This is a genomic window from Nocardia sp. CA-107356 (assembly GCF_050946365.1).
GTDB lineage: Bacteria > Actinomycetota > Actinomycetes > Mycobacteriales > Mycobacteriaceae > Nocardia.
The window spans coordinates 9,908,716-9,929,651 of sequence record NZ_CP191992.1 but is presented as its reverse complement, the minus strand read 5'-3'; the positions used below and the strand labels follow the sequence as shown (position 1 = coordinate 9,929,651).

At 66.0% G+C, this 20,936-nt stretch carries 18 protein-coding genes; 9 read left to right on the top strand and 9 right to left on the bottom strand.

What is annotated here, in order from left to right; all coding sequences use genetic code 11:
- Nucleotides 1–242 precede the first annotated feature (242 nt).
- On the bottom strand, nt 243–1,349 hold the full coding sequence (gene gnd / locus ACQP1G_RS44615) for a phosphogluconate dehydrogenase (NAD(+)-dependent, decarboxylating) (protein WP_433196561.1): 1,107 nt from the start codon (nt 1,347–1,349) through the stop codon (nt 243–245).
- Between the two features lie 857 nt (nt 1,350–2,206).
- On the opposite strand from gnd, the gene ACQP1G_RS44610 reads away from it, so the two are divergent.
- The gene (locus tag ACQP1G_RS44610; protein WP_433196559.1) at nt 2,207–4,117 is read left to right on the top strand and encodes a VanW family protein; all 1,911 of its coding nucleotides are present in this window, start codon (nt 2,207–2,209) and stop codon (nt 4,115–4,117) included.
- A 255-nt stretch (nt 4,118–4,372) separates the two neighbouring features.
- Here ACQP1G_RS44610 and ACQP1G_RS44605 read toward each other — a convergent pair whose 3' ends face one another.
- Nucleotides 4,373–5,479: a DUF4185 domain-containing protein gene (locus tag ACQP1G_RS44605; RefSeq protein ID WP_433196557.1), complete on the bottom strand. Its 1,107-nt coding sequence runs from the start codon at nt 5,477–5,479 to the stop codon at nt 4,373–4,375.
- Between the two features lie 271 nt (nt 5,480–5,750).
- Here ACQP1G_RS44605 and ACQP1G_RS44600 point away from each other — a divergent pair, with 271 nt between their 5' ends.
- Nucleotides 5,751–6,875, top strand: coding sequence for a diguanylate cyclase (locus ACQP1G_RS44600; protein ID WP_433196555.1), 1,125 nt, complete (start codon nt 5,751–5,753; stop codon nt 6,873–6,875).
- A gap of 66 nt (nt 6,876–6,941) precedes the next feature.
- Here the strand turns inward: ACQP1G_RS44600 and ACQP1G_RS44595 are convergent, their stop codons facing one another.
- Nucleotides 6,942–8,777, bottom strand: a complete 1,836-nt coding sequence (locus tag ACQP1G_RS44595) for an acyl-CoA dehydrogenase (RefSeq protein WP_433196553.1) — start codon at nt 8,775–8,777, stop codon at nt 6,942–6,944.
- Between the two features lie 340 nt (nt 8,778–9,117).
- On the opposite strand from ACQP1G_RS44595, the gene ACQP1G_RS44590 reads away from it, so the two are divergent.
- On the top strand, nt 9,118–9,714 hold the full coding sequence (locus ACQP1G_RS44590) for an alpha/beta hydrolase family protein (RefSeq protein WP_433196551.1): 597 nt from the start codon (nt 9,118–9,120) through the stop codon (nt 9,712–9,714).
- Nucleotides 9,715–9,797: 83 nt separating this feature from the next.
- On the opposite strand, the gene ACQP1G_RS44585 is transcribed toward ACQP1G_RS44590, so the two are convergent.
- The 4 genes from ACQP1G_RS44585 to ACQP1G_RS44570 all read right to left on the bottom strand — a co-directional run bounded on the left by ACQP1G_RS44585 (nt 9,798) and on the right by ACQP1G_RS44570 (nt 13,998).
- Nucleotides 9,798–10,502: a class I SAM-dependent methyltransferase gene (locus ACQP1G_RS44585; RefSeq protein ID WP_433196549.1), complete on the bottom strand. Its 705-nt coding sequence runs from the start codon at nt 10,500–10,502 to the stop codon at nt 9,798–9,800.
- A gap of 75 nt (nt 10,503–10,577) precedes the next feature.
- Nucleotides 10,578–11,825: an erythromycin esterase family protein gene (locus tag ACQP1G_RS44580; protein WP_433196547.1), complete on the bottom strand. Its 1,248-nt coding sequence runs from the start codon at nt 11,823–11,825 to the stop codon at nt 10,578–10,580.
- Nucleotides 11,826–11,969: 144 nt separating this feature from the next.
- Entirely contained in the window at nt 11,970–13,079 is a 1,110-nt protein-coding gene (locus ACQP1G_RS44575) for a DUF4185 domain-containing protein (RefSeq protein WP_433196545.1), read from the bottom strand.
- 169 nt (nt 13,080–13,248) lie between these two features.
- The gene (locus tag ACQP1G_RS44570) at nt 13,249–13,998 is read right to left on the bottom strand and encodes a crotonase/enoyl-CoA hydratase family protein (RefSeq protein ID WP_433209389.1); all 750 of its coding nucleotides are present in this window, start codon (nt 13,996–13,998) and stop codon (nt 13,249–13,251) included.
- 126 nt (nt 13,999–14,124) lie between these two features.
- Between ACQP1G_RS44570 and ACQP1G_RS44565 the strand changes: the two genes are divergently transcribed.
- The 3 genes from ACQP1G_RS44565 (at nt 14,125) to ACQP1G_RS44555 (ending at nt 17,255) form a co-directional block, all read left to right on the top strand.
- Entirely contained in the window at nt 14,125–15,693 is a 1,569-nt protein-coding gene (locus ACQP1G_RS44565; RefSeq protein ID WP_433196543.1) for an acetyl-CoA acetyltransferase, read from the top strand.
- A gap of 120 nt (nt 15,694–15,813) precedes the next feature.
- The gene (locus ACQP1G_RS44560; protein WP_433196541.1) at nt 15,814–16,578 is read left to right on the top strand and encodes a crotonase/enoyl-CoA hydratase family protein; all 765 of its coding nucleotides are present in this window, start codon (nt 15,814–15,816) and stop codon (nt 16,576–16,578) included.
- Nucleotides 16,563–17,255, top strand: coding sequence for a TetR/AcrR family transcriptional regulator (locus ACQP1G_RS44555; protein WP_433196539.1), 693 nt, complete (start codon nt 16,563–16,565; stop codon nt 17,253–17,255). Before ACQP1G_RS44560 ends, ACQP1G_RS44555 begins: the two co-directional genes overlap by 16 nt.
- On the opposite strand, the gene ACQP1G_RS44550 is transcribed toward ACQP1G_RS44555, so the two are convergent.
- Nucleotides 17,239–18,027: an alpha/beta fold hydrolase gene (locus tag ACQP1G_RS44550; protein ID WP_433196537.1), complete on the bottom strand. Its 789-nt coding sequence runs from the start codon at nt 18,025–18,027 to the stop codon at nt 17,239–17,241. The genes ACQP1G_RS44555 and ACQP1G_RS44550 overlap by 17 nt on opposite strands.
- Nucleotides 18,028–18,133: 106 nt before the next feature.
- Between ACQP1G_RS44550 and ACQP1G_RS44545 the strand changes: the two genes are divergently transcribed.
- From ACQP1G_RS44545 to ACQP1G_RS44535, 3 genes are all read left to right on the top strand, one after another.
- Nucleotides 18,134–18,358, top strand: coding sequence for a hypothetical protein (locus ACQP1G_RS44545; protein ID WP_420770692.1), 225 nt, complete (start codon nt 18,134–18,136; stop codon nt 18,356–18,358).
- The gene (locus tag ACQP1G_RS44540; RefSeq protein WP_433196535.1) at nt 18,345–18,641 is read left to right on the top strand and encodes a hypothetical protein; all 297 of its coding nucleotides are present in this window, start codon (nt 18,345–18,347) and stop codon (nt 18,639–18,641) included. The genes ACQP1G_RS44545 and ACQP1G_RS44540 overlap by 14 nt, the downstream gene beginning before the upstream one ends.
- Nucleotides 18,642–18,755: 114 nt before the next feature.
- Nucleotides 18,756–19,085: a hypothetical protein gene (locus ACQP1G_RS44535; protein WP_433196533.1), complete on the top strand. Its 330-nt coding sequence runs from the start codon at nt 18,756–18,758 to the stop codon at nt 19,083–19,085.
- Nucleotides 19,086–19,389: 304 nt separating this feature from the next.
- On the opposite strand, the gene ACQP1G_RS44530 is transcribed toward ACQP1G_RS44535, so the two are convergent.
- The gene (locus tag ACQP1G_RS44530; protein ID WP_433196531.1) at nt 19,390–20,832 is read right to left on the bottom strand and encodes an alpha/beta hydrolase; all 1,443 of its coding nucleotides are present in this window, start codon (nt 20,830–20,832) and stop codon (nt 19,390–19,392) included.
- Between the last annotated feature and the right edge of the window lie 104 nt (nt 20,833–20,936).

Below are 20,936 nucleotides of genomic sequence, written 5' to 3'. Positions count from 1 at the left end.
CATCCGGCACCGATCGGTCAGTCCGGTGCCAGGTTGTCCCGGGAGGTGATGGTTGTCGGGCCAGCCGTGTAACAGCAGAATCGTCGGACCGTCCGGATGCCCCTGCTCGAATACGACGATGTCGACCTCGCCATTGCGAATCACATGCTTCGCAGCCATGGATCCCTACTACCCGAATCGCTCGGGTCCATGGACAACGTTGTCCCACACCCGGTTGCGTCTGAGACGGTTTTCGGGTGGTCCTACTTCGAGGGCAACTCGTCATGTCCGCCGAAGGCCTTACGCATGGCCGAGAGCATCTTGTCCGCGTACAGCGCCTCCCCGCGCGAGGAGAACCGCCCGAACAGCGCGGATGCGAGCACCGGCGCGGGGACCCCGGTATCGACCGCGGCGTCGAGGGTCCAGCGTCCCTCTCCGGAGTCCGATACCCGGCCGTCGAAGGACTCCAGGGTCGGATCGGCGTAGAGCTCACTCGCCGTCAGATCCAGCAACCAGGAAGCGACCACCGAGCCGCGTCGCCACACCTCGGCCACCTCGGGCACGTCGATGTCGTACCGATACCACTCCGGATGCTCGAGCGGGGTCTCCTCGGCCGAGGCCACGGCGTCGTGATTCGCGCCGATATTCGCCTTGTGCAGAATGTTGAGACCCTCGGCGTAGGCGGCCATCGCGCCGTATTCGATGCCGTTGTGCACCATCTTCACGAAATGGCCCGCACCGGCCGGACCGCAGTGCAGATAGCCCTGCTCAGCGGCGGAAGGGTCGCCGGTGCGGCCCGGGGTGCGTTCGGCCGCCTCGACCCCGGGTGCGATGGACCTCAGCAGCGGGTCCAGATGCGCCACCGGCTCGGCCTCCCCGCCGATCATCAGGCAGAAGCCGCGGGCCAGTCCGAACACCCCACCCGAGGTGCCGATATCCACGTAGTGAATACCCCTGGGCTCGAGCGCGGCGGCGCGCGCGATGTCGTCGTGGTAGCGGCTGTTGCCGCCGTCGATGATGATGTCGCCGGGCTCGAGCAACTCGGCCACCCGGCCGATCATCTGACCGGTCACCGCAGCCGGGATCATTACCCAGACCACCCGCGGGGTCTCCAGCTCGGATACGAAGTCCTTCAGGTCGGTGTAGCCCTGAAAACTGTCGCTGCCCAGTTCCTCGGTGAGAGCGACGGTGGTCTTCGGTTTGCGTTCGTAGCCGACGGCGGTGTGCCCGTCCTTGACGATCCGGCGCACGATATTGGCGCCCATCCGGCCTAGGCCGATCATTCCCAGCTGCATTCCATCCATCTCCCTCGTTGCGTGGGCCCTGGTGGCGAGAGTTCTCCTCGATTGTCTCGCGCGGGTGTAACGCACGCTGCGTCGCACCGATAAACGTGTTGGCTCCGCGTAGTTGCCAGACCCCCGACCCGGCAACTGCGCGGGGCTCTTTCATATGTGACGTGGTCCGTTGCGCGGGATTTGCTGTTGGACCGTGCTGTGCTGCCGATGTCGGTAGCGACCACTATCGTTGGCGGAGACTCGCACCGTGCGAGCTCCTTTCGATCGAGCGGGGAGGACGGTTCGTGACGAGCGAATCGAGCACCGGACGACGCGGCCGACATGAGGACGGCGAAGTCGGACTGAGACAGCTCCTCGACTCGGCCCGATCCGCAACCCGCCGCCAGCCCCCACCGCCACGCCCCGTCTCGCAGCAGGTGCCGGGCGCACCGGAGGCCTCGAGTCCGCAGCGGGCGCCGGAAGTGTCTCAGACGGTAGATCCGAATCAGGCGGCTGCTCGCGATCGGGCGGTTGTGCAGCGTCAGCCTCCTCTGCCGCGTACGGTTTCCCAGCATGCGGCAGGGTCGCATCACGTGGATGGCTCGCATGAGGTGCCGGCGCAGGATCAGTCCTCGACGCACCATCAACCAGCGGCCCCGTATCCGTCTCAGCCCCCGTCGCCCCAACACCGGTCGGCAGCGCACAATGAGTCAGCGGCCGAGCACCAGTCGGCCGCGCAGCATCGGTCACTGGCAGAACATCATTCGGGGGCTGCGCATCAGCCTCAGCCCCGCTCGCCCCAGCCCCGGTCTGTGTCGCACCAGTTCGCGGCGGAGTTCGAGTCAGCGATCGAGCATCAATCCGCAGCGCAGCATCATTCGATGCCACAGCGTCATTCGGCGACACCGTACGAGTCACTGTCCGAGGATCAATCAGTGGCCCAGGATCATTCGGTGGACGAAAATCAAGCGGTGGCACAGCGTGATTCGGCGACGCGGCAGCAGTCTGGGGTGCAGCAGCTGTCGGGACAGCAGGCGGGGGAGTGGGGCGGGGATTCGGCACCGACCGAGCCGTTTCGGACAGCGCGGCCGCCGAAAGCGGCGGGATCCGGGGAGGCATCCGAGGCGTCGGATGCCAGTGCGCGTTGGCAGCGGCGGCGCGTACCCGATACGTCGCCGAAGTCGGGCGGGTTGAAATCGCCCCTCGTCAAACGCATCGGCATGGGTGTTGGTGCGTTGATCGTGATGGCTGGGCTGGCTTACGTTGCGGACCTTGTGTTTTCGTCGGGGCACGTGCCGCGCGGGGTCGTGGTCGCCGGTATTGATATCGGCGGCAAGGACACCGCGGCGGCGGATGCGCAACTGCGAACCGCGCTCGACCCGCGCGCCGAGCAGGAGCTCCCGCTGCTGATCGGCGACGTGCAGACCAGATTGACGCCCAAAACCGCTGGCCTTGCGGTTGATTGGGATACCACGTGGGCCCGCATCGGATCCCAGCCGCGCAATCCGATCACCCGACTGACCTCGCTGTTCACCACGCACACCGTGTCGGTCGCAAGCACAGTCGACGACAACGCACTGGATGCTCAGCTCACCGCGCTGCGCGTGCACGACCGCCCGACGGTCGAGGGCACCATCGCCTTCGACGGCGCCCGTCCGGTCGCCGTACCGCCGGTGCCCGGCCGCATCCTCGATGTCTCCGCCGCGCGCACCGCGCTCGTCGACAACTGGTATTTCGGTGCGCTGCTCGATCTTCCGGAGACCGCGGCGCCGATCGCCGTGCGCGCGGAGGCGGTCGAGCAGGCCCTGCACACTGTTGCCGAACCGGCGGTGCGCGCGCCGATCGTCTTCGCGGGCAAGAACGATGCGACCGGCAGGTTGGAGCCGGAACAGATCGCATCCATACTCTCCTTCGCCCCCGATGGTCAGGGCGGTCTCGCCGCGACCTTCAAACAGGATGTGGCGCTGGGCGTTCTGGGACCGCAGCTCGCGCCGTCGGAGGTCGAGGCCAAGGACGCGACCTTCGCACTGACCGGGGCGAAACCCACTGTGGTACCTGCCGTCGTCGGCGACAAGATCAATTGGGCGAAGACGTTGGAGCAGTTGCCGACTGTGGTCGTGGCTCCGCAGGAGCGCACCGCGCAGGCCATCTACGACAAGGTGGAGCCCAAACTCACCACCGAGGCCGCCAACGCGCTAGGCGTCACCGAGGTGATGGGCCAATTCACCACCAACGGGTTCAGCGGTCCGTCCGGCGTGAATATCCGTGTGGTCGCCAAGAAGGTGAACGGCGCCATCGTCAAGCCGGGAGACACCTTCTCGCTCAATGATTTCACCGGCCCACGCGGCACCGCCGAGGGCTATGTGGAATCCGGCATCATCGACCACGGCCGCCCGAGCACCGCCGTCGGCGGCGGTATCAGCCAATTCGCCACCACCCTCTACAACGCCGCCTACTTCGCGGGCATGGAGGACGCGGGCCACACCGAGCACAGCTACTACATCTCCCGCTACCCCGCCGCGCGTGAGGCCACCGTTTTCGACGGCGTCATCGACCTCGCGTTCCGCAACAACAGCCAATCCGGTGTCTACATCGAAACGTCGACCACCGACTCCGAGGTCACCGTCCGCCTCTGGGGCACCAAGACGGTCAACGTCGAATCCATCACCGGCGAAAAGACCAAGCCCACCGAGCCGACCACCGTAAAGCTCCCGAAGGGCAAGGACTGCATTGCCACCGAAGGCGCACCAGGCTTCACCATCTCCGACACCCGCGTGATCACCGACCGTAAAACCGGCCGCGAAATCTCCCGCCACACCCGCACCGTCAAATACGACCCGATCCCAGTAGTGAAGTGCGAGTAGCGCGTTGGGGTGTGGGCTGACGGATAGGGGGTGAGCGCCTCGCATAGGTTGCAACCTTTGTGAGGTGGTCGGTGGGGGAGGGCTATCCAGGCAGTCTTTGCCGGACCAAACTGCGCCAGCGGCGTTCAGGCGGTCTGCATCCCGCAAGAGTTGCTTGTTCGAGGGCGCGCCCAGGTGGGGGCGTTGGGGTGCGGGTGGGGCGAGTTGGTCGGGCACAGACTTTCGGAGCTCGACCTGGTGAGTGGGCGATTCGACTTACAGCGGGGTTCGCATGAGCAGGACGTTGTACTGGTTGTATACCGACAGTAAGAAGTACAGGTCACTGCCGGTCTGGTAGGGGAAGATCATCGGTGCATATGCACTCGGTAGGGCGGCGCCATCGACGAGCACCTGCGGCTCGCTCCACGGTCCCTCCGGTGCCGATGCGCTGCGCAGCACAACCGAATTGGTCGAATCCGTGGTGAGCATGATGAATTTGCCCAGATGGTCGTTCCACATCACCGACAGCTCGGCGACGCCGTCGACAATGGGAGCGGCCACCTTGGCGTCGGGCTTCCACTCCTTGCCGTCCCAGTACTCGTAGCGGTCGATATCGGCGATATCGGATTCCATTGCCCGCGAGACGAATCCGGGATGCTGCCGTCCGGCGGGCGTGCCGTAGCGGTAGATGTAGCCGTTGTCCTTCAGGAAGGCGTTCTGCTGAAAGTTCTGGTATCCGTCCACATTCGCGCGCCGGGTCGTGGTCAACGGGGCCCAGCTCCGCCCCCCGTCACCGGAGGCGGCGAGAGTGGAGAAGTTGGTGTTCCACTTGCCGTGCTCGCCCCAGGCGGCCACTGACATCAGACTCATGTACTGCACGCCACCGACCGAAATGCCCGCTGTCGGAATGAGACTGATCTCGATCCCGGGAATCTTCGGACTGGGCAGGGGATTGTTGCTCACGACGCCGTCGAATGAAATCCCCTGCGCCGGATCCTTGGTGGCGCTGCTGAACAGAACCTGGCTGCTCCAGGCCCAGACGCTGCCCACCAGCAGGTTGGGCAGGCCGATGCCCGCACTGTCGCCGAAGGCGGTGAGCATCCGGCCGTTGCCGTCGTCCCACATGATGCCGAGGTCGGTGCCGAGCACATTGACGTTCTGTGTGCGATTGGGGCTGTCCATCCCGGTCATCTGGAAGACCGCCTGCGTCAGTCCGGGTAGGCGCGGTAGGCCGCGCGGCTGGCCGTTGATGCCGGGGATGGGGTTGATACCGGGAATGGGGATAACGAGATTCGGTTCGGCGACGGCCGGTCCGGCCATCGCGACCGAAAGGGCAGCGGCGAGGACACCGGCTCTGGTGAGTGCGGACAGCGATCGGTTCATCCGGACGATCCCTTCTAGCGCGATCTGCCCGGCCATTGTGCCCGGTTTCCGACCCGATGTCCGCAGACGTTCGATGTGGAGCCGGACACCTGCCCATCGGTAGACTGAAGATCATCACGAGACGGGTCTTCGGTGGGGCTGGCCTGTCACCGCTGGCGACCGCACCGGTCGCTCGTTGCAATTCGGTCGGCGACCGTTTGCCGGATCGTTCGTCAGGGCACAGCTGTTCCAGTACATCCAGCAGGATTCGTGAACACTAGGCGGTGGCTTCATGGGTGACAGTCGCGCGGTGCTTCGCAGCTGGTGGCACGATCCGGTGCATTATCGCTGGCTCGTGCGGACATTGGAATCCCATTTCGCCCTCGGTCCGGTCAAGTTCGTCATCGGTTCGGGCGGCGCGGTAATGCTGCTGATCAATATCTTGATGTCGCTGTCTCCCGCCGGTCCTTCGGGAACGGTCGAACGTGCGATCTTCGCGTTCGCGGGGATCACGGCGGCGATATGGACGGTGCGCTGGTGGCTGTTCCCATGGCCGCGTGCGCTCACCTCGCTGGCCCTGTGTGCCTGGGCGGATATCGCCATCACCGCCTCGTGCCTGGTGGACGGCGACCGGGTATACGGAGCGTTGAGCGCGATGCTCTTGGTGGTGACCGGGGCCTACATCACGTTCTTCCATAGCCCGCAGGCCCTTGCCGTGCACGCCGCGTGGTCATTGCTTTCCGTTGGTGTTATCGCCGCTTGTGCAGTGGCCGAGTCCAAGGGCGGCGACCTACCGCTGGCGGCGGCGATGGTGCTGATCATGGTGGCGGCCATCGTCGTTGTGCTGCCCGCGCTGCAGTTCTGCTATTGGGTGCTGCGCACCGATGTGCTGTCGGATCCGCTGACGGCGCTGCTGAATCGGCGCGGCCTCGACTACTACCTGCATCGCTCCCGTCATCAACGGTGCCTATCGGTGATCACCCTCGATCTGGATCGCTTCAAGGCTGTCAACGACACGTTCGGTCATATCGTCGGCGACCAGGTGCTCACCTCGACGGCCGAAGGACTGCGGGCGGTGGTCGATCCCGATGCCATCGTCGCCCGGACCGGCGGCGAGGAGTTCGCGGTGGTCGGCGAACTGGATCGCGATGGCGCGCTCGCCACGGCCGAAAAGTTGCGCCGCGCCGTCGAAGAGGCGTCCGGGCTGCCCGTCGCCATCACGGCGAGCGTCGGCGTCGCCGTCTGTGAGGGCGGTGCGGATACCGATCGGCCCCAACTGCTGTTGCGCCGCGCGGATGCCGCGATGTACGAGGCGAAACAGTTGGGGGGCAATGCCGTTGTGCTGGCCGGGCTCCCGATCCACCGGCCGGACGCCGCGCCCATCCGGCGGCGTGAGTTGTCGCGCCGCGGCAAATGACATCGGCGACCCGGATCGCTCCGGGTCGCCGATGTTCGTATTCGCTTGTGTTCGAACCCTATCGGATCAGAACGCGGCTTCGTCCAGCTCCATGATGTCGTTGTCCAGGTTCGACAGGATGGCGCGGGTCGCGGTCAGCTCGGGCAGCACGTTGCGGGCGAAGAACTGCGCGACGCCGACCTTGCCGGTGTAGAACGCTTGATCGGCGCCGGTCACGCCGTTGTCGAGGGCCTTGATGGCAACCTCGGCCTGACGCAGCAGCTGCCAGCCGATCAGCAGATCGCCCACGGCCATCAGGAAGCGCACCGAACCCAGGCCGACCTTGTACAGCTCGGTCTGATCCTGCTGTGCACCCATCAGGTGCCCGGTCAGGGTGGCGGCCATGGCCTGCACATCCTCGAGCGCGGTGGCCAGCAGCTTGCGCTCGGCCTTGAGGCGACCGTTGCCCGCCTCGGACTCGATGAACTTCTGCACCTGCCCGGCCACGTGGGCCAGTGCGACGCCGCGGTCACGGGCGATCTTGCGGAAGAAGAAGTCCTGCGCCTGGATGGCGGTGGTGCCCTCGTACAGCGAGTCGATCTTCGCGTCGCGGATGTACTGCTCGATCGGGTAGTCCTGCAGGAAGCCGGAGCCACCGAAGGTCTGCAGCGATTCGGTCAGGTACTGGTAGGCCCGCTCGGAACCGACACCCTTGACGATCGGCAGCAGCAGATCGTTGACCCGGAAGGCCACATCCGCATCGGCGCCGGAGACCAGCTCGGCGATATCCGCATTCTGGTGCGCGGCGGTGTAGAGGTAGATGGCGCGCAGACCCTCGGCGTAGGCCTTCTGCAGCACCAGGCTGCGACGCACGTCCGGGTGGTGGGTGATGGTGACGCGCGGGGCGGCCTTATCGGTCATCTTGGTCAGGTCCGCGCCCTGGACGCGCTGTTTGGCGTAGTCCAGTGCGTTCAGGTAACCGGTCGACAGCGTCGCGATGGCCTTGGTGCCCACCATCATTCGCGCGTTCTCGATGACATCGAACATCTGCGCGATGCCGTTGTGCACCTCGCCGACCAGCCAGCCCTTGGCGGGCACGCCGTGGCCGCCGAAGGTGACCTCACAGGTGGCCGAGACCTTGATGCCCATCTTGTGCTCGACATTGGTGACGAAGGCACCGTTGCGGTCGCCCAGGGTCTGGGTCTCGAAGTCGAAGTGCCACTTCGGTACGTAGAACAGCGACAGGCCCTTGGTGCCGGGGCCAGCGCCCTCGGGGCGGGCCAGCACCAGGTGCATGATGTTCTCGAACAGGTCGTCGGAGTCACCCGAGGTGATGAAGCGCTTGACGCCCTCGATGTGCCAGGAGCCGTCCTCCTGCTTGATCGCCTTGGTGCGGCCGGCGCCGACGTCGGAACCGGCATCCGGCTCGGTCAGCACCATGGTGGCGCCCCAGTTGCGATCGGCGATGATCTGAGCCCACTTCTTCTGCTCGTCAGTGCCGTTGTTGTAGAAGACCTGCGCGAAACCGGCACCCGCGGCGTACATCTGCGCGGGCGGGTTGGCGCCGAGGACCATCTCGCTCAGCGCCCAGGTGACCGCGCTCGGCGCGGCGAGGCCGCCCAGCTCTTCGCGGACGCCGACCTTGGCCCAGCCCGCGTCTTCGAGCGCGCGGTAGGACTTCTTGAAGGACTCGGGGAGGGTGACCGTGTGAGTCTCGGGATCGAAGGTCGGCGGGTTGCGGTCACCGTCGACGAACGAGTCGGCCAGCGGTCCCTCGGCCAGGCGACGCACCTCGTTGAGCATCTCCTTGACGGTCTCGGTGTCGAGATCGCCGTAGGCGTCGCCGTCGAGGAGTGCGCCGAGGCCGAGTACCTCGAAGAGGTTGAACTCCAGGTCGCGGACGTTGCTCTTGTAGTGGCCCATGTCTGTTACTCACTCTCCGTTGAGTTTGGTGCGGTCGGTTGGTTGCCGTTCCCGCCCGTTGTCGTCCATCGGGTAGCCGTGCCGGTCGTCCGTTCGGGTTGCTCGAACGATCCGGCACTTGCTACTCGCGGGTAACTTATTCGCCATATTACCGGTCGGTAATGGGGTGGCAAAGACTCGAGCCGGCAAATGTGATGCGAGAAACACCCGACGGCATTGCCGATCGACTACGGCTCGCGTAGTAGACGATCCGCTCGGGTTTGCCGGTGGCTGCCAGGTGGCCGACGCGCCCCCGATGACTTGGCGATCTCGGGTTAGCCCGGGGACTACCGTGGGAATTGTGCGAATCGAGACGAGCGCCGGGCCCGCGGAGATCGAGCTCGACAAGCCGCGCAAGGCGGCGTTCCTGCTGCTGCTCACGCCCGGATCCGGCGGCGGCGTCGACGCGAAGGATCTACTTGCGGTGCGGGATCGCGCATACGAACTCGGTGGCGCGGTGGCGCGGGTGGTGCAGCCGTACCGGGCCGCCGGGCGACGTGCGCCCGGCTCGGCCGTGAAACAGGACGAGGCATGGCTCGAGATCGTCGCTGACCTGCGTAAGCGGGTGAAAAAGGTGCCGCTGGTCCAAGGCGGTCGCAGCAATGGCGCCCGCGTGGCGTGCCGCACCGCCTGCGCCGCCGAAGCCCGCGGTGTCCTAGCGCTCTCGTTCCCACTCCATCCCCCCGGCAAGCCGGAAAAGACCCGACGCGACGAACTATTGGCCTGCGGTGACATCGAAGTCGTAGTAATCAACGGCGCCAACGATCCCTTCGGCATCCCCGCCTCCACCGACGCCACCGAAGTCGCCATAATCCCAGGTCAACCCCACTCCTTCCGCTCGGGCTTCGACCTCATCGCAGATACGGTCACCCCCTGGCTCCAGCGCTGGTCCCAGTAGTCCGGGTTGCCTCGATGGGCCGTGCACGTATTGCCGCGACGCACACGCAATAGCCGCCTGGAACGTGTGCGGCACTGTTCGGCTCAGCCGAGTGGGGCGGCTGGTTCGATGGCTTGTGGGGATGGGGCGGGTTTGGTGGCGATGACGAGGGCGTCGATGGCGTCGCGTTCCTCGGTGGGGCGGTAGACGCGGTCGGCGATGCGGACGCGGATGCGGTCGGCGTCGGGGCCGAGATCGGCAATGATGTCGTCGGGGGTGAAGAGAATCGATGGGTCCTGCGGGCCGCCGTAGCCGTCGGTGAGATTGGTGCTGTCGTGGCCGAGGATCAGCAGGGTGCCCTCGGGGGCGAGGAGGTCGGCGAGGCGGCGGACGAGCGGGCGGCGCTGCTCGGCGGGCAGGTGCAGGAAGACCATCAGCACCAGTTCGTATGGACCGGTGATGCCCGCGGCATCCAAATCGGTGACGTCCGCGCACTGCCAGCTGATGCGGCCGCGAACCGAGCGGGACAACCGCGTCGCGATGGTGCGGCCCTTATCGATCCCCACCTGTGAGTAGTCGACGGCATGCACCTGCCACCCGTGCGTGGCCAACCACAAGGCATTGCGACCTTCGCCGCACGCGAGGTCCAGGGCGCGCGGGAGACCGGGCGCATCGCCATCGGCGGGGTCCGGTACCAGCGGAGCAACCCGCTCCAGCCCGTACACATGCTCCACCACCGTGATGTTCGGCGGTGCGCCCCAAACCAATTCACTCTGCGCATACCGCGTATCCCAATCGGTCGCGTCCATACCCGAGATTCTATTGACCCGACCCACCCCGCCGCCCCGCCCACCCTCGGTTTCGCTGGTTCGTAACTGCGAGCCCTAGGCGCTCACTTCTGGCAGCCAGTGCACCGGGGAGGTTTCGTGGATGTGGACGAGTACGTCGAATGCGTCGATCAGGGATCGCACCGGGGTGTGGGCGGTGGCGTCTTCGGCGGGGTCGTAGATGCCGCTGATCGTGCGCAGTTTTGCGGGGCTGTGCAGCCACTGTTGCACCGAATCCGGTGCGGCCTTGTGCAGATCCACGTAGTAAGCGGGCAGGTCCAGCTCGCCTAGCGTTGCGTCGATGAGGTCCGGTCGTGGTTCCGGTGCTACCGCCATGCCGAGATCTCCGTGATGGAAGCCGATGGCCACTGATATGTATTGTGCGCCGAAGTGTGCGCGTAAATAGCTGCCCGTGCCGTGGAATTCGGAGGTTTCGGCCGGGCCGGCGCCGAGGGAGCGTGCGGCGGTGTGGCCTATGCCGTCCCAATAGGCGATTTTCGCGCCGGTGCTGCGCTGCCATTCGATAACCCGATCTGCGGCGGGTCGTTCATCGCGCGCGAAACCGCCCTGTCCGGCAACGCTTTTCTCGTGGAAATCGACAATGAGTTGTAGATGTGTCAGTGCATTGTCGAATTCCATTGTCGCCGGGAGTGTTTCGAAGAGGGCGCGGGCGTCGCGGGCGTCGTCGATGAACGGGCGGCCCGGGTGAATTCCTTGATGGCGCTGCACATGTTCGTCCACGCGGTGTGCACTGCGGATCGGGGTGAGGTGGGATTCGATGGCGGCCAAGCGATCCGGCGCATGTCGGCGCAGGTAATCCAGCACCACGTCGTAGTCCGACGGTTCCGCGCGCGGCGGCTCGACACCGAAGATCCGGACCGGATCGTCGGGGTGCTCCTGATTGAACACGCGAATCCACGACAGCGCTGCCGCCATTTCCGATGTCCGGGTCGGCCGCCACGCCCCCGCGAGCACCGATTCGGGATCACCCGCGCCGGTGCGCGCATAGGCGTCGAGCCGCTCGCCGGAGCGCGCGCTGTCCTGTACCGCAAGCGCTCGGTACCCGTATTCCTCGACCAGCACCCGGAATACGCGCTCGCGCAATCCGAAGGTCTGCCGGGAGAACCGGGTCGACTCACCGAGCCCGACCACGGTCGCCGATCCGAGCCGAGCGGTGAGCGGCGCGAGATCCGGACCGGTGCTGTTCGCCTCGGTATCCGAGATCGGCCGCGCATTCGCTCGCAGCCATCTCCGCAAAGTCGATGCGGCGCTGACCGATTCGCTGGTTGCGGCGGTGGTGCCCATGATTTCTCCCGAAGCTCGACGATCCGACGCGATCAGCTTCATACCTGAAGTGATATTGAGGTCAAGTCGAACTCGAAACAAGATGAACGGGACGTGGCTGCCGAAACCGCAGCCATGTCCCGTTGATCTCCCGGTTGAGCCGATTCAGAGCGTGGAGCGCATCAAAACCACGTTGTACTGCTGATGCACCGTCGTCACGAAGTACAGATCACGTCCGGTCTGGTACGGGAAGATCGACGGCGCATACGCGCTGGGCAGCTCCCGTGTATCGATCAGCACCTCCGGATCGCTCCATGGGCCCTGCGGCGATGCGGCCCGCCGCATAACCACCGAATTGAACGGATCGGTAGTCAGCGAGATGAACTGACCGAGGTACGCGTTGTACATCACCGACATTTCGCCGACGCCCCCCATGATCGGCGCCGCGGCATCGACATCGCCCTTCTTGCTCCAGTGCCCGCCGTCCCAGTACTCGTATTCGCCCAGGTTCGCGATATCGCCTTCACGCACCCGGGCGACGTACGCGGCCCGATTGCGCCCGGACTTGGTGCCGTACTCGTAGACGTACCCGCCGTCCTTGAGGAACGCATTCATCTGGAAGTTGGCGTTGGCGCCATCATTCGGACGCCGCGCCGTGGTCAGATCGGCCCAGGTCTCCCCGTTATCGGCGGAGGCGGCGAGCCCGGAGAAATTGGTGGTCCACTGACCGACATCGTCCCAGGTCTGCACCGACATCATGCTCATGTACTGGACGCCGCCGACCGAAATGCCCGCGGTCGGGATGCGGCTGATCTCCACGAACGGGATCTTCGGACTGGGGATCAGGTCGCGCGCTTGGCCGAAGATATCGCGCACGACACTGTCGAAGTAGATGCCATTGGACGGATCGTGGGTGTGGCTGCGCACGAGAATATTGCTGCGCCACGCCCAGGTGCTGCCGACCAGCAGGTTCGGCAGGCCGAGTCCGGCGGTATCGCCGAATGCGGTGAGCATCTCACCGTCGCCGTTGTCCCACATGATGCCCAGATCGGTGCCGAGCACGTTATAGCTCTGGGTGTTGTTCGGGCTGGCCAGTCCGGTCACCTGGAATACCGCCCTGGTGCGGCCGACCAGGTTGGGTAGACCGTTGGTGCCGTTGAGGACGGGGAAAGGGTTGATGGCGTTCGGGTTTGCCGATGCAGGGGTAGTCGCTACAAGGAGCAAGGCCGATGCTCCTGCCAATGCCGAAAACAAAGCGGATACGGACTTGTTCAAAGTCTCTTAGCCCTCCGTTTCTGGCCGAGGCGGCACGATACGCAGTATCTATCGTGTGTTTCGCGCCACATTTCGGCTGGCTGGCAAATCGTTCAAGATGCTAACAGCGAAAACCGGTGGAATTGGTGGCTTGCACGATTCGTCATCGAAGTTGTAGAAACTTCGCGATCTAAGTTGCCGATCGTTTGCTGCGAGATAAGGCCAGTCGCAGGACCAATGGCAGCTGGGTCGCCCGTTCGATAGCGAAGGTGCGCCGAGCCGATGCGTGCCAGGAGCGATCGAAGAGTTGCTTGGCCCCCGCGACCGCGTGCGGGGAGCGGGTCGCGATGCGGGCGGCGAGCTTCTCCGCCGCCGCCACCGGGTCAGCGGTCACCTCGGTGACCAGACCGATCCGCTCGGCGTAGGCGGCGTCCACGGTGTCGGCGGTCATGGTCAGCAGCAGCGCCTTGTCGACGCCGATCAGACGGGACAGCGTCGCCGCGCCGGTCATATCCGGGACCAGACCGTGTTTGGCCTCCATTACCGAGAACTCCGCGTCCGGGGTCGCGAAGCGGACGTCGGCGGCCAGTGCGATCTGCAGTCCGCCGCCGTAGCAGCGGCCGTGCACCGCGGCGATTACCGGCACCGAGAGTCGACGCCACGCCCAGCACGCCTCCTGAAAGGTGTTGGTGCCGCGCCAGGGCAGCGGGATGAAGTTGCGCACCACGGCGAGTGGATCGCCGGTCGTCTCGGCGATATCGAGGCCGCTGCTGAAGCTCGGGCCGTTGCCGGACAGGATGACCGCGCGGACGTCCTTGTGGCCGGCGATGGTGTGCGCGGCCGTGACGAGGTCGCGGAGCATATTGATGGTGAGGCCGTTGTGCTTATCCGGCCGGTTCAGCGTGACGTAGGCGCGGTCGCTGTCGAACCGCAGCGCGATATCGGAGCCCATTCCCGGATCTTACCCGCGAGTCAGTTCGTGTCGAGAGCATTGCTCGAACACCTGCGCTCTGTTCTAATCGAACGCAAGTTACCGTCAATGCTGACGGTAAGAAGTGGAGGAACCATGCTGCCACCCGGATTGGATCCGCGAACGCCGGTGCTCGTCGGCGTCGGACAGGTCGTGCACCGAAGCGGCGAGCCGGGACTACCCGGACCTGTCGAACTCGCCACCGAATCGCTACGCCGGGCCGGTGTGGACAGCGGCACCGGCGACCGGCTGTTGCGATCGGCCGATCTGATCGCCGCGGTGGCCCCGGTGAGCAGGCCGTACCCGGACCTCGGCGCGCTGGTCGCGGCGGAACTGGGCACCCGCGCGAAGCGCACGCTGCAATCGGCACGGTTCGGTGGTGACGCACCGCAGCGCCTGGTCAATACGGTCGCGCAGGCCATCGCCGACGGACGGTGCGAGGTCGCGCTGATCACTGGGGCCGAATCGGTCGCGTCCTGGAATACGGCCACCCGCACCGGTGCCGTACTCGAGTGGCCCGAGCAGGCCGAGGATGTGCGGGCGACCGAGGTTATCGGCACCGACCGCGGACCCAATACCGATATGGAGACCGCGGCGGGGTTGTGGGGTCCGGTCTACTTCTACGCGCTGATGGAGACCGCGCTGCGCGGGCGGCTCGGTCTGAGCGAGGCCGCGCATCGGGAGCGCATCGGCGGACTGTGGTCGCGGCTCTCGGCGGTGGCGGCGCGGAATCCGTATGCGTGGCAGCCGACCGAACATTCCATCGACGATGTGACGACGCCGACGCGCGCGAACCGCATGGTGTCGACGCCGTATCCGAAGCTGCTCGTCGCGAACCTCTCGGTGGACCAAGGTGCGGGACTGATCCTGTGCAGCGCGGCGGCGGCCGATGCGGCGGGCGTACCGCGAGACCGCTGGGTTTTTCCGCATGGCGGCGCCACCGCCACCGACGAATGGTTCGTTTCCGAACGCGCGGATATGTCCACCTCACCCGCCATCGCCGCGGCCGGGCGGGCCGCACTGTCCGGCGCGGGTATCGGCATCGACGATATCGCGCATATCGATCTGTACTCCTGCTTCCCGGTCGCAGTACAGGTCGCGGCCGAGGCGCTCGGTCTGCCCATCGACGATCCCGCCCGGCCGCTGTCGGTCACCGGCGGGCTGACCTTCGCGGGCGGCCCCGGCAACAACTACGCGACCCATTCGATCGCGACACTGGCCGATCGGCTGCGCGCCGACCCATCGGCCTACGGCCTGGCCAGCGCTCTGGGCTGGTACATCACCAAACACGGTATCGGCATCTACTCGGCGCGACCGCCCGCGCGAGTTTTCCGCGCCGTCGAAGCGGAAGTGCCTGCGGCACGGCGTGATACCGCGCCCGGCTATACCGGACCGGCCGTCATCGAGTCCTACACCGTCGCCTACCGCAAGGGTCCCGCCCCCGATCACTTCGACGAACCCGAGGCCGTCGTGATCAGTGCGCTGACGTCCGCTGATCCGGATTCCGGACTGCCCGCTGCGCGAAACTCGGGCCGTCGCATCCTGATTCGCGCCTCGGATGCCGATACCATCGCGTCGTTCACCGATGGTGATCCGATCGGCGCGGCCGCCCACATCGCCGCGGCCGACAAGCTCACCCTGCTCACCGAGAGGTCTGTCCGATGACTGAAACCTCCCGCCGTCCAGCGAAAACCGACACCGAATATTCGGCTGGTCCCCACTACACCGCCTGGATCCCGGCGTCCGCCGAGATGACCACGCGGCAATTTACCGAGAGGATGTCCGATGACTGATTTGGTCTTGGTCGAACGGCGCGATGCGATCACCTTGCTGACCGTCAATCGCCCGCAAGCCCGCAACGCCATCAACCTCGCCACCGCGCAGGCCATCGAGGCCGCCGTCGACGAATTCGAGGCCGACACTGCCGCGCGGGTGCTCGTGCTCACCGGTGCGGGCGGAACCTTCAGTGCCGGAATGGATCTGGTCGCCGCGTCGAAGGGGGAGATGCCGATGACCCCGAACCGCGGCCCGCTCGGCATTGCCGCGAAACCACCGGCCAAGCCGATGATTTCGGCCGTCGAGGGCTTCGCGCTCGCCGGTGGCTTCGAGCTCGCGCTCGCCGGTGATCTCATCGTCGCCGCGAGTAACGCCCAGTTCGGCATTCCGGAGGTGAAGCGCGGCCTGGTCGCCGCGGGCGGCGGTGTACTGCGGCTGACCCAGCGGCTGCCGCGTCCCATCGCCGCGGAGTTGGCGCTCACCGGTGGACGCATCGACGCCGAACGGCTCTACCAACTCGGCATGATCAACCGGATCACCGAACCCGGTGCGGCGCTGGCGGGTGCGCTGGCATTGGCGACCGAAATCGCTGCGGCCGCGCCGCTCGCGGTGGCCGCGAGTAAGCGCATCATCGACGAGTCGCCGGATTGGTCGGTCGCCGAGAGTTTCGCGAAGCAGGGCGAAATCGCCTTGCCCGCACTGTTCTCCAAGGACGCCGCCGAGGGTGCGCTGGCCTTCGCGCAGAAGCGCGAACCCCAGTGGCAGGGACGCTGACCACGCGCAGTGGTGGCCGGGCGGCGGGCGGACCCGAACGCGTCCGGGAGACACAGGCGCAGCGCCGCTCGCGCATGCGCACGCGACTCCTGGACGCGGCGGTGGACAGTCTGGTCGAGGTCGGCTACGCGGGCACTACCACGCTCGAGGTGCAGAAACGGGCCGCGGTGCCGCGCGGCACCCTCCAGCACCACTTCCCAACCAAGGCGGATCTGCTCGCCGGTGCCGTCGAACATCTCGCCGAGCGCCGGTTCGCCCAGCTGACAAGGGAATTCGAGGCGATTCCGGCCGAGGCGGACCGGCTCGAAACGGCCGTCGAACTGACCATGCGCATGTTCACCGGGCCGACATTCTGGGCGGCACTGGAGATGTGGGTCGCCGCGCGCACCGATCCGGATCTGCTCGCCGCGTTCCTACCGCTGGAGCATCGACTATTCGACTTGATGCACAACAGCATTCGCGACATCTTCCGTCAGGAGTTTCCCGACGACCCGCGGGTGCCGACCATTACCGAATTCACCATCGAGATCATGACGGGTCTCGCGATGCGGGTGCTGCTCACCGGCGATCTCGACCGCAATCGAATCCTGCGGCACCGCTGGGGAAATGCGGTTCGGATCTTGCTCGGCAAGGCGGATCCGACCACCCTGACGCGGCCGGTCAGCGCCGCGGACTGATGGTGTCGAGCAAGACCTTCGCGCATCCGGCCGGATCGTCGAAGAACGGGGTGTGGCCGCTGCCGTGCAGTGTGATGTGGCGGGCGTTCGGAAGCGCGGCGCGTGCACGCGTGCTCTGGGTGGCGTAGGTCAGCAGGATATCCCGGTTGCCCCAGGCGATGGTGACGGGAATATCTGTCAGCGCACCGATTTCGTGCAGCTTCGCATCGACGAAGGAGTCGAGGGCGGCTTCGAAGGCGGGTGCGTCGACGGCGCCGCGCGCGGTGTCGATGGCGACCTGCGTATCGATCGCCCACGGCTTGCCGAAGACCAGGCTCAGGAAGGCTGTGCGGCCCGCGGCGGTGCCGAGGACGGTCGGCCAGGCCGGGCGTAGCGCACGCGCGATTTGGCGGGACTTGCCGAGTGACTGTTGGCACCACACCCGCCCCGGGGTGTCCCAGAATCCGATCGGGGAGTACGCGGTGACCGAGCGGGCCAGCCCGCGCGCGCCGAGGTTCAGTGCGATGAGCCCGCCCATCGAATTGCCCGCCAGATGCGGCCGCTCGATGCCCTGTTCGATGAGGAAGTCGGCGAGCGCTTCGGCGAGGGTGTCGACGGTGGTGTGCGCGATCGGCGCGGAACCCCCGAAGCCGGGCAGATCGACGGCGAGGACGTCGAAGGATTCCGCGAGGGTGTCGATGATCGGCTCGAACACCTGCCAGCGGCTGCCGACGCCGTGCACGAGAACCAGCGGTTCCCCCACGCCGACCCGGTGGTGGTTCAACGTCGTCATACTGTGACCGTAACAGCCGTGGCCAGGCGTCGGACCGAGATTTCCGGCCATGACCGAGACCGGATTTCCGCTGGCAGTCGGCCCAAACATCGGTACGATAAATGGTATGGCAACGCGTAAGGTCACCCTTTCGCTGGATGAGGCATCCTGGGCCTTCGCCGAACAGGCGGCGGCTCGTGCGGGGATGTCGCCCTCGGCGTGGATATCCAAGGCAGCGCGTCGCGAAGCCGTGCGGACCGGCGTCGGTCCGGTGCCGGATGTGACGGCCCAGGCCGCGGCGGACGAGGCGGAGCTGGCCGCCGCCGAGGAGGCGATGCGTGCGCAGGGGTGAACTGTGGATCTATCACCCACACGGTTCGCCGCGGCGCCGTACCGTCGTGCTCATCAGCAGTGATGGCATCAACGAATCATCGAGGCAGTGGCTGATCGCCGCCGAGGTCGTCGACGAGGATCCACTGGACATCCTGGCCGTACCGGTCGAACGGCACGGGTGGGTGCATGCCGGGAATATCGGCCGCATCTATCGCGGCTGGCTGGCCGAGCCCATCGATGAAATGGAATCGGATGCGCTGGAACGGCTGGATACCGCGTTGCGCGCCGCCATGGATCTTTGAACCGAGGCTGGGACGTCGATCACTCGAGCACCGCTGGGCGCCGTACGGCATTATCGTTGCGGCGCCACCGCGGTGGCAGTCACATGTGCAGACTGAACTGAGAAGAGGAATCAGGTGCGGACCTTCCTGATCGCCGCAGCGCTCGTCGCGCTGCCGATATTGGCGGCGTGCGGTAACGACAAGGCCGCGGACCAGCCCGCGGTAACCCAGGCCGACCTCGCCAAATCGCTACAGGACAAGGGCCTCAAGGACAAGACCCTGGCCGACTGTGCCGCGAAGGTCTATGTGGACCAAGGTATTTCGCAAGATGGTCTGCGCAAAATGATCGGCGACGAATACGACGCCAAGGCCGCCGACGCCAACAACTTCGGTATGAGCCAGTCGGACGCCGATAAGGCCCGCGAAGCCAACAACAAGATCTTCACCGACTGCCGCCCGAAGTGAGCTGATCGGCTCGATCACTATGGGGCGGTCGCATTCGGGCCGTCAGCGAGATGGGCTCCTGCGGTGGCCCGGCGACCAGTAGATCTGTCAGTAGCGAGGGTAGGTCGCCGGGCACCAGTCGGTTGCGTTCAGCTCGTCCGATGTCCACCAGTGGTGGCCGGTGATCGAGCTGCGCTCCTCCGATGTGAAACCCGTTGTGTCGATATCGAAACCATCGACCCGAGCAAGAGGCTGTCCCTCGCGGATCAGGCGATGATGGTCGGTCGACGATAGCGATGGGCACCGACATCATGGGCGGACCTGGTCAGGCGGCTGGGCAGTGTGTCGAGGGTGCTGGGACGGTGCGATCGATGAGGTAGCGGTCGGCGGCGGAGGTGGTGCAGGGGGTGCGGGCGTAGATGCCATGGCCCCAGCCGTCGTAGGTGAGCAGGGTGGCGTCGGAGGTTTGGGCGGCTACTCGGGTTGCCCATTCGAGTGGCGTGGCGGGGTCGTGCCGACTGTTGAGGATCAGGATCGGCGGGGTGCCCGCGATCCGTGGGCGGTGCTGGAGGTTCGGTGGTGGGGTCGGCCAGCCGGAGCAGAGAGTTCCTGCGGCCCAAGCGAAATGGGCGCGTAGCGTGGGGGCGTTGGTGTTCTGCTCATGCCACTGCTCGATCCAGTCGTCCTGATCGGTGATATCGAATTTCCAGTCGGCGCACACGATTGTCTCCGGCGCTGCCGTCGGCTCGCCCGATCTCTTGGCCGCGGCAGGCTGTACCGAGGCGGCCGGTGGCTGGGTGGTGAGCGCCTGTAGGTCAGCGGCCAAACCGGCCCAATCGGGACGGTAAAGCCGTTGTGTCACTTTGGCACTCAGATCCAAAGGCCCCAGTGGCCTATTCGGTTCTGCAAGGTCGGGCAGCTCCCCGCGCCCGGCCTTGGCGAAGAGTTCGCCGTAGATCTGGTGCACGTCGGTGCCGTGTAGCGTGCATGTCTCGTCGCGTACGCACCACGCCGCGAATTCGTCGAAGGTGTCTTGGCCCGCGCGTGCTCCGGACGCGAGGAAGCCGCGACCGTCGAGGCTGTGGTCATCCACGCTGTCCATCAGCGATGCCCGCAGCCGCTGCGGGAACAGCTCCGCATACGCCTGCGCGGGCATGGTCCCGTACGACCGGCTGTACAGGTTCAGCTGGTCCACTCCGAGCGCGACCCGCAGTGCCTCCACATCGCGCGCGACGCTCACGGCATCGAGATGATCGACGAGCGGCCCCGTATATTCCCGACAACTGGCCGCGAGATCCGTTGCATAGGAACGAACTTCGTCGATCCGACCGCCCAGATCCGGCACCATATTCGGCCGGTGCGCAACCAGACCGGCATCGCATCGGAGCGGGTGGCTACGCTTCACCCCACGTGGATCGAGGCTGATGATGTCGAATCGCGCCCGCAGTTCGGGCGAGAACTTCCCGCCCCTCAGGATGTCGTCCACGCCGGAGGATCCGGGTCCGCCGGGCAGCGAGACCAGCGTCCCCACCTTCTGCGCCAGGTCATCGGCCTTATCGCGCACCACGGCGATATCGATCGTCGCGCCATTGGGATCGGCCCAGTCGATCGGCACGGTGACTGTCGCACAGTCGAATTCGGCATTCTCCTGGCAGGAATGCCAGTTCACGGTCGGTGTCGGGCTCGATGCGGAAGTGCAGGCGACCAAGGCGGCCGGTATCAGTGCGGCCGCGAGGGCAGCGCAGAACAGCGTGCGGGGGAAGACCATGACGCGATCGTCGCCCCGGCGCCCGCCCGCCCACATCCCTCCGGCGAGCCATCTCGCGCTAACACCCCAGTACTGGGCCCGCACCGCCCGTACCGACGCCCGCA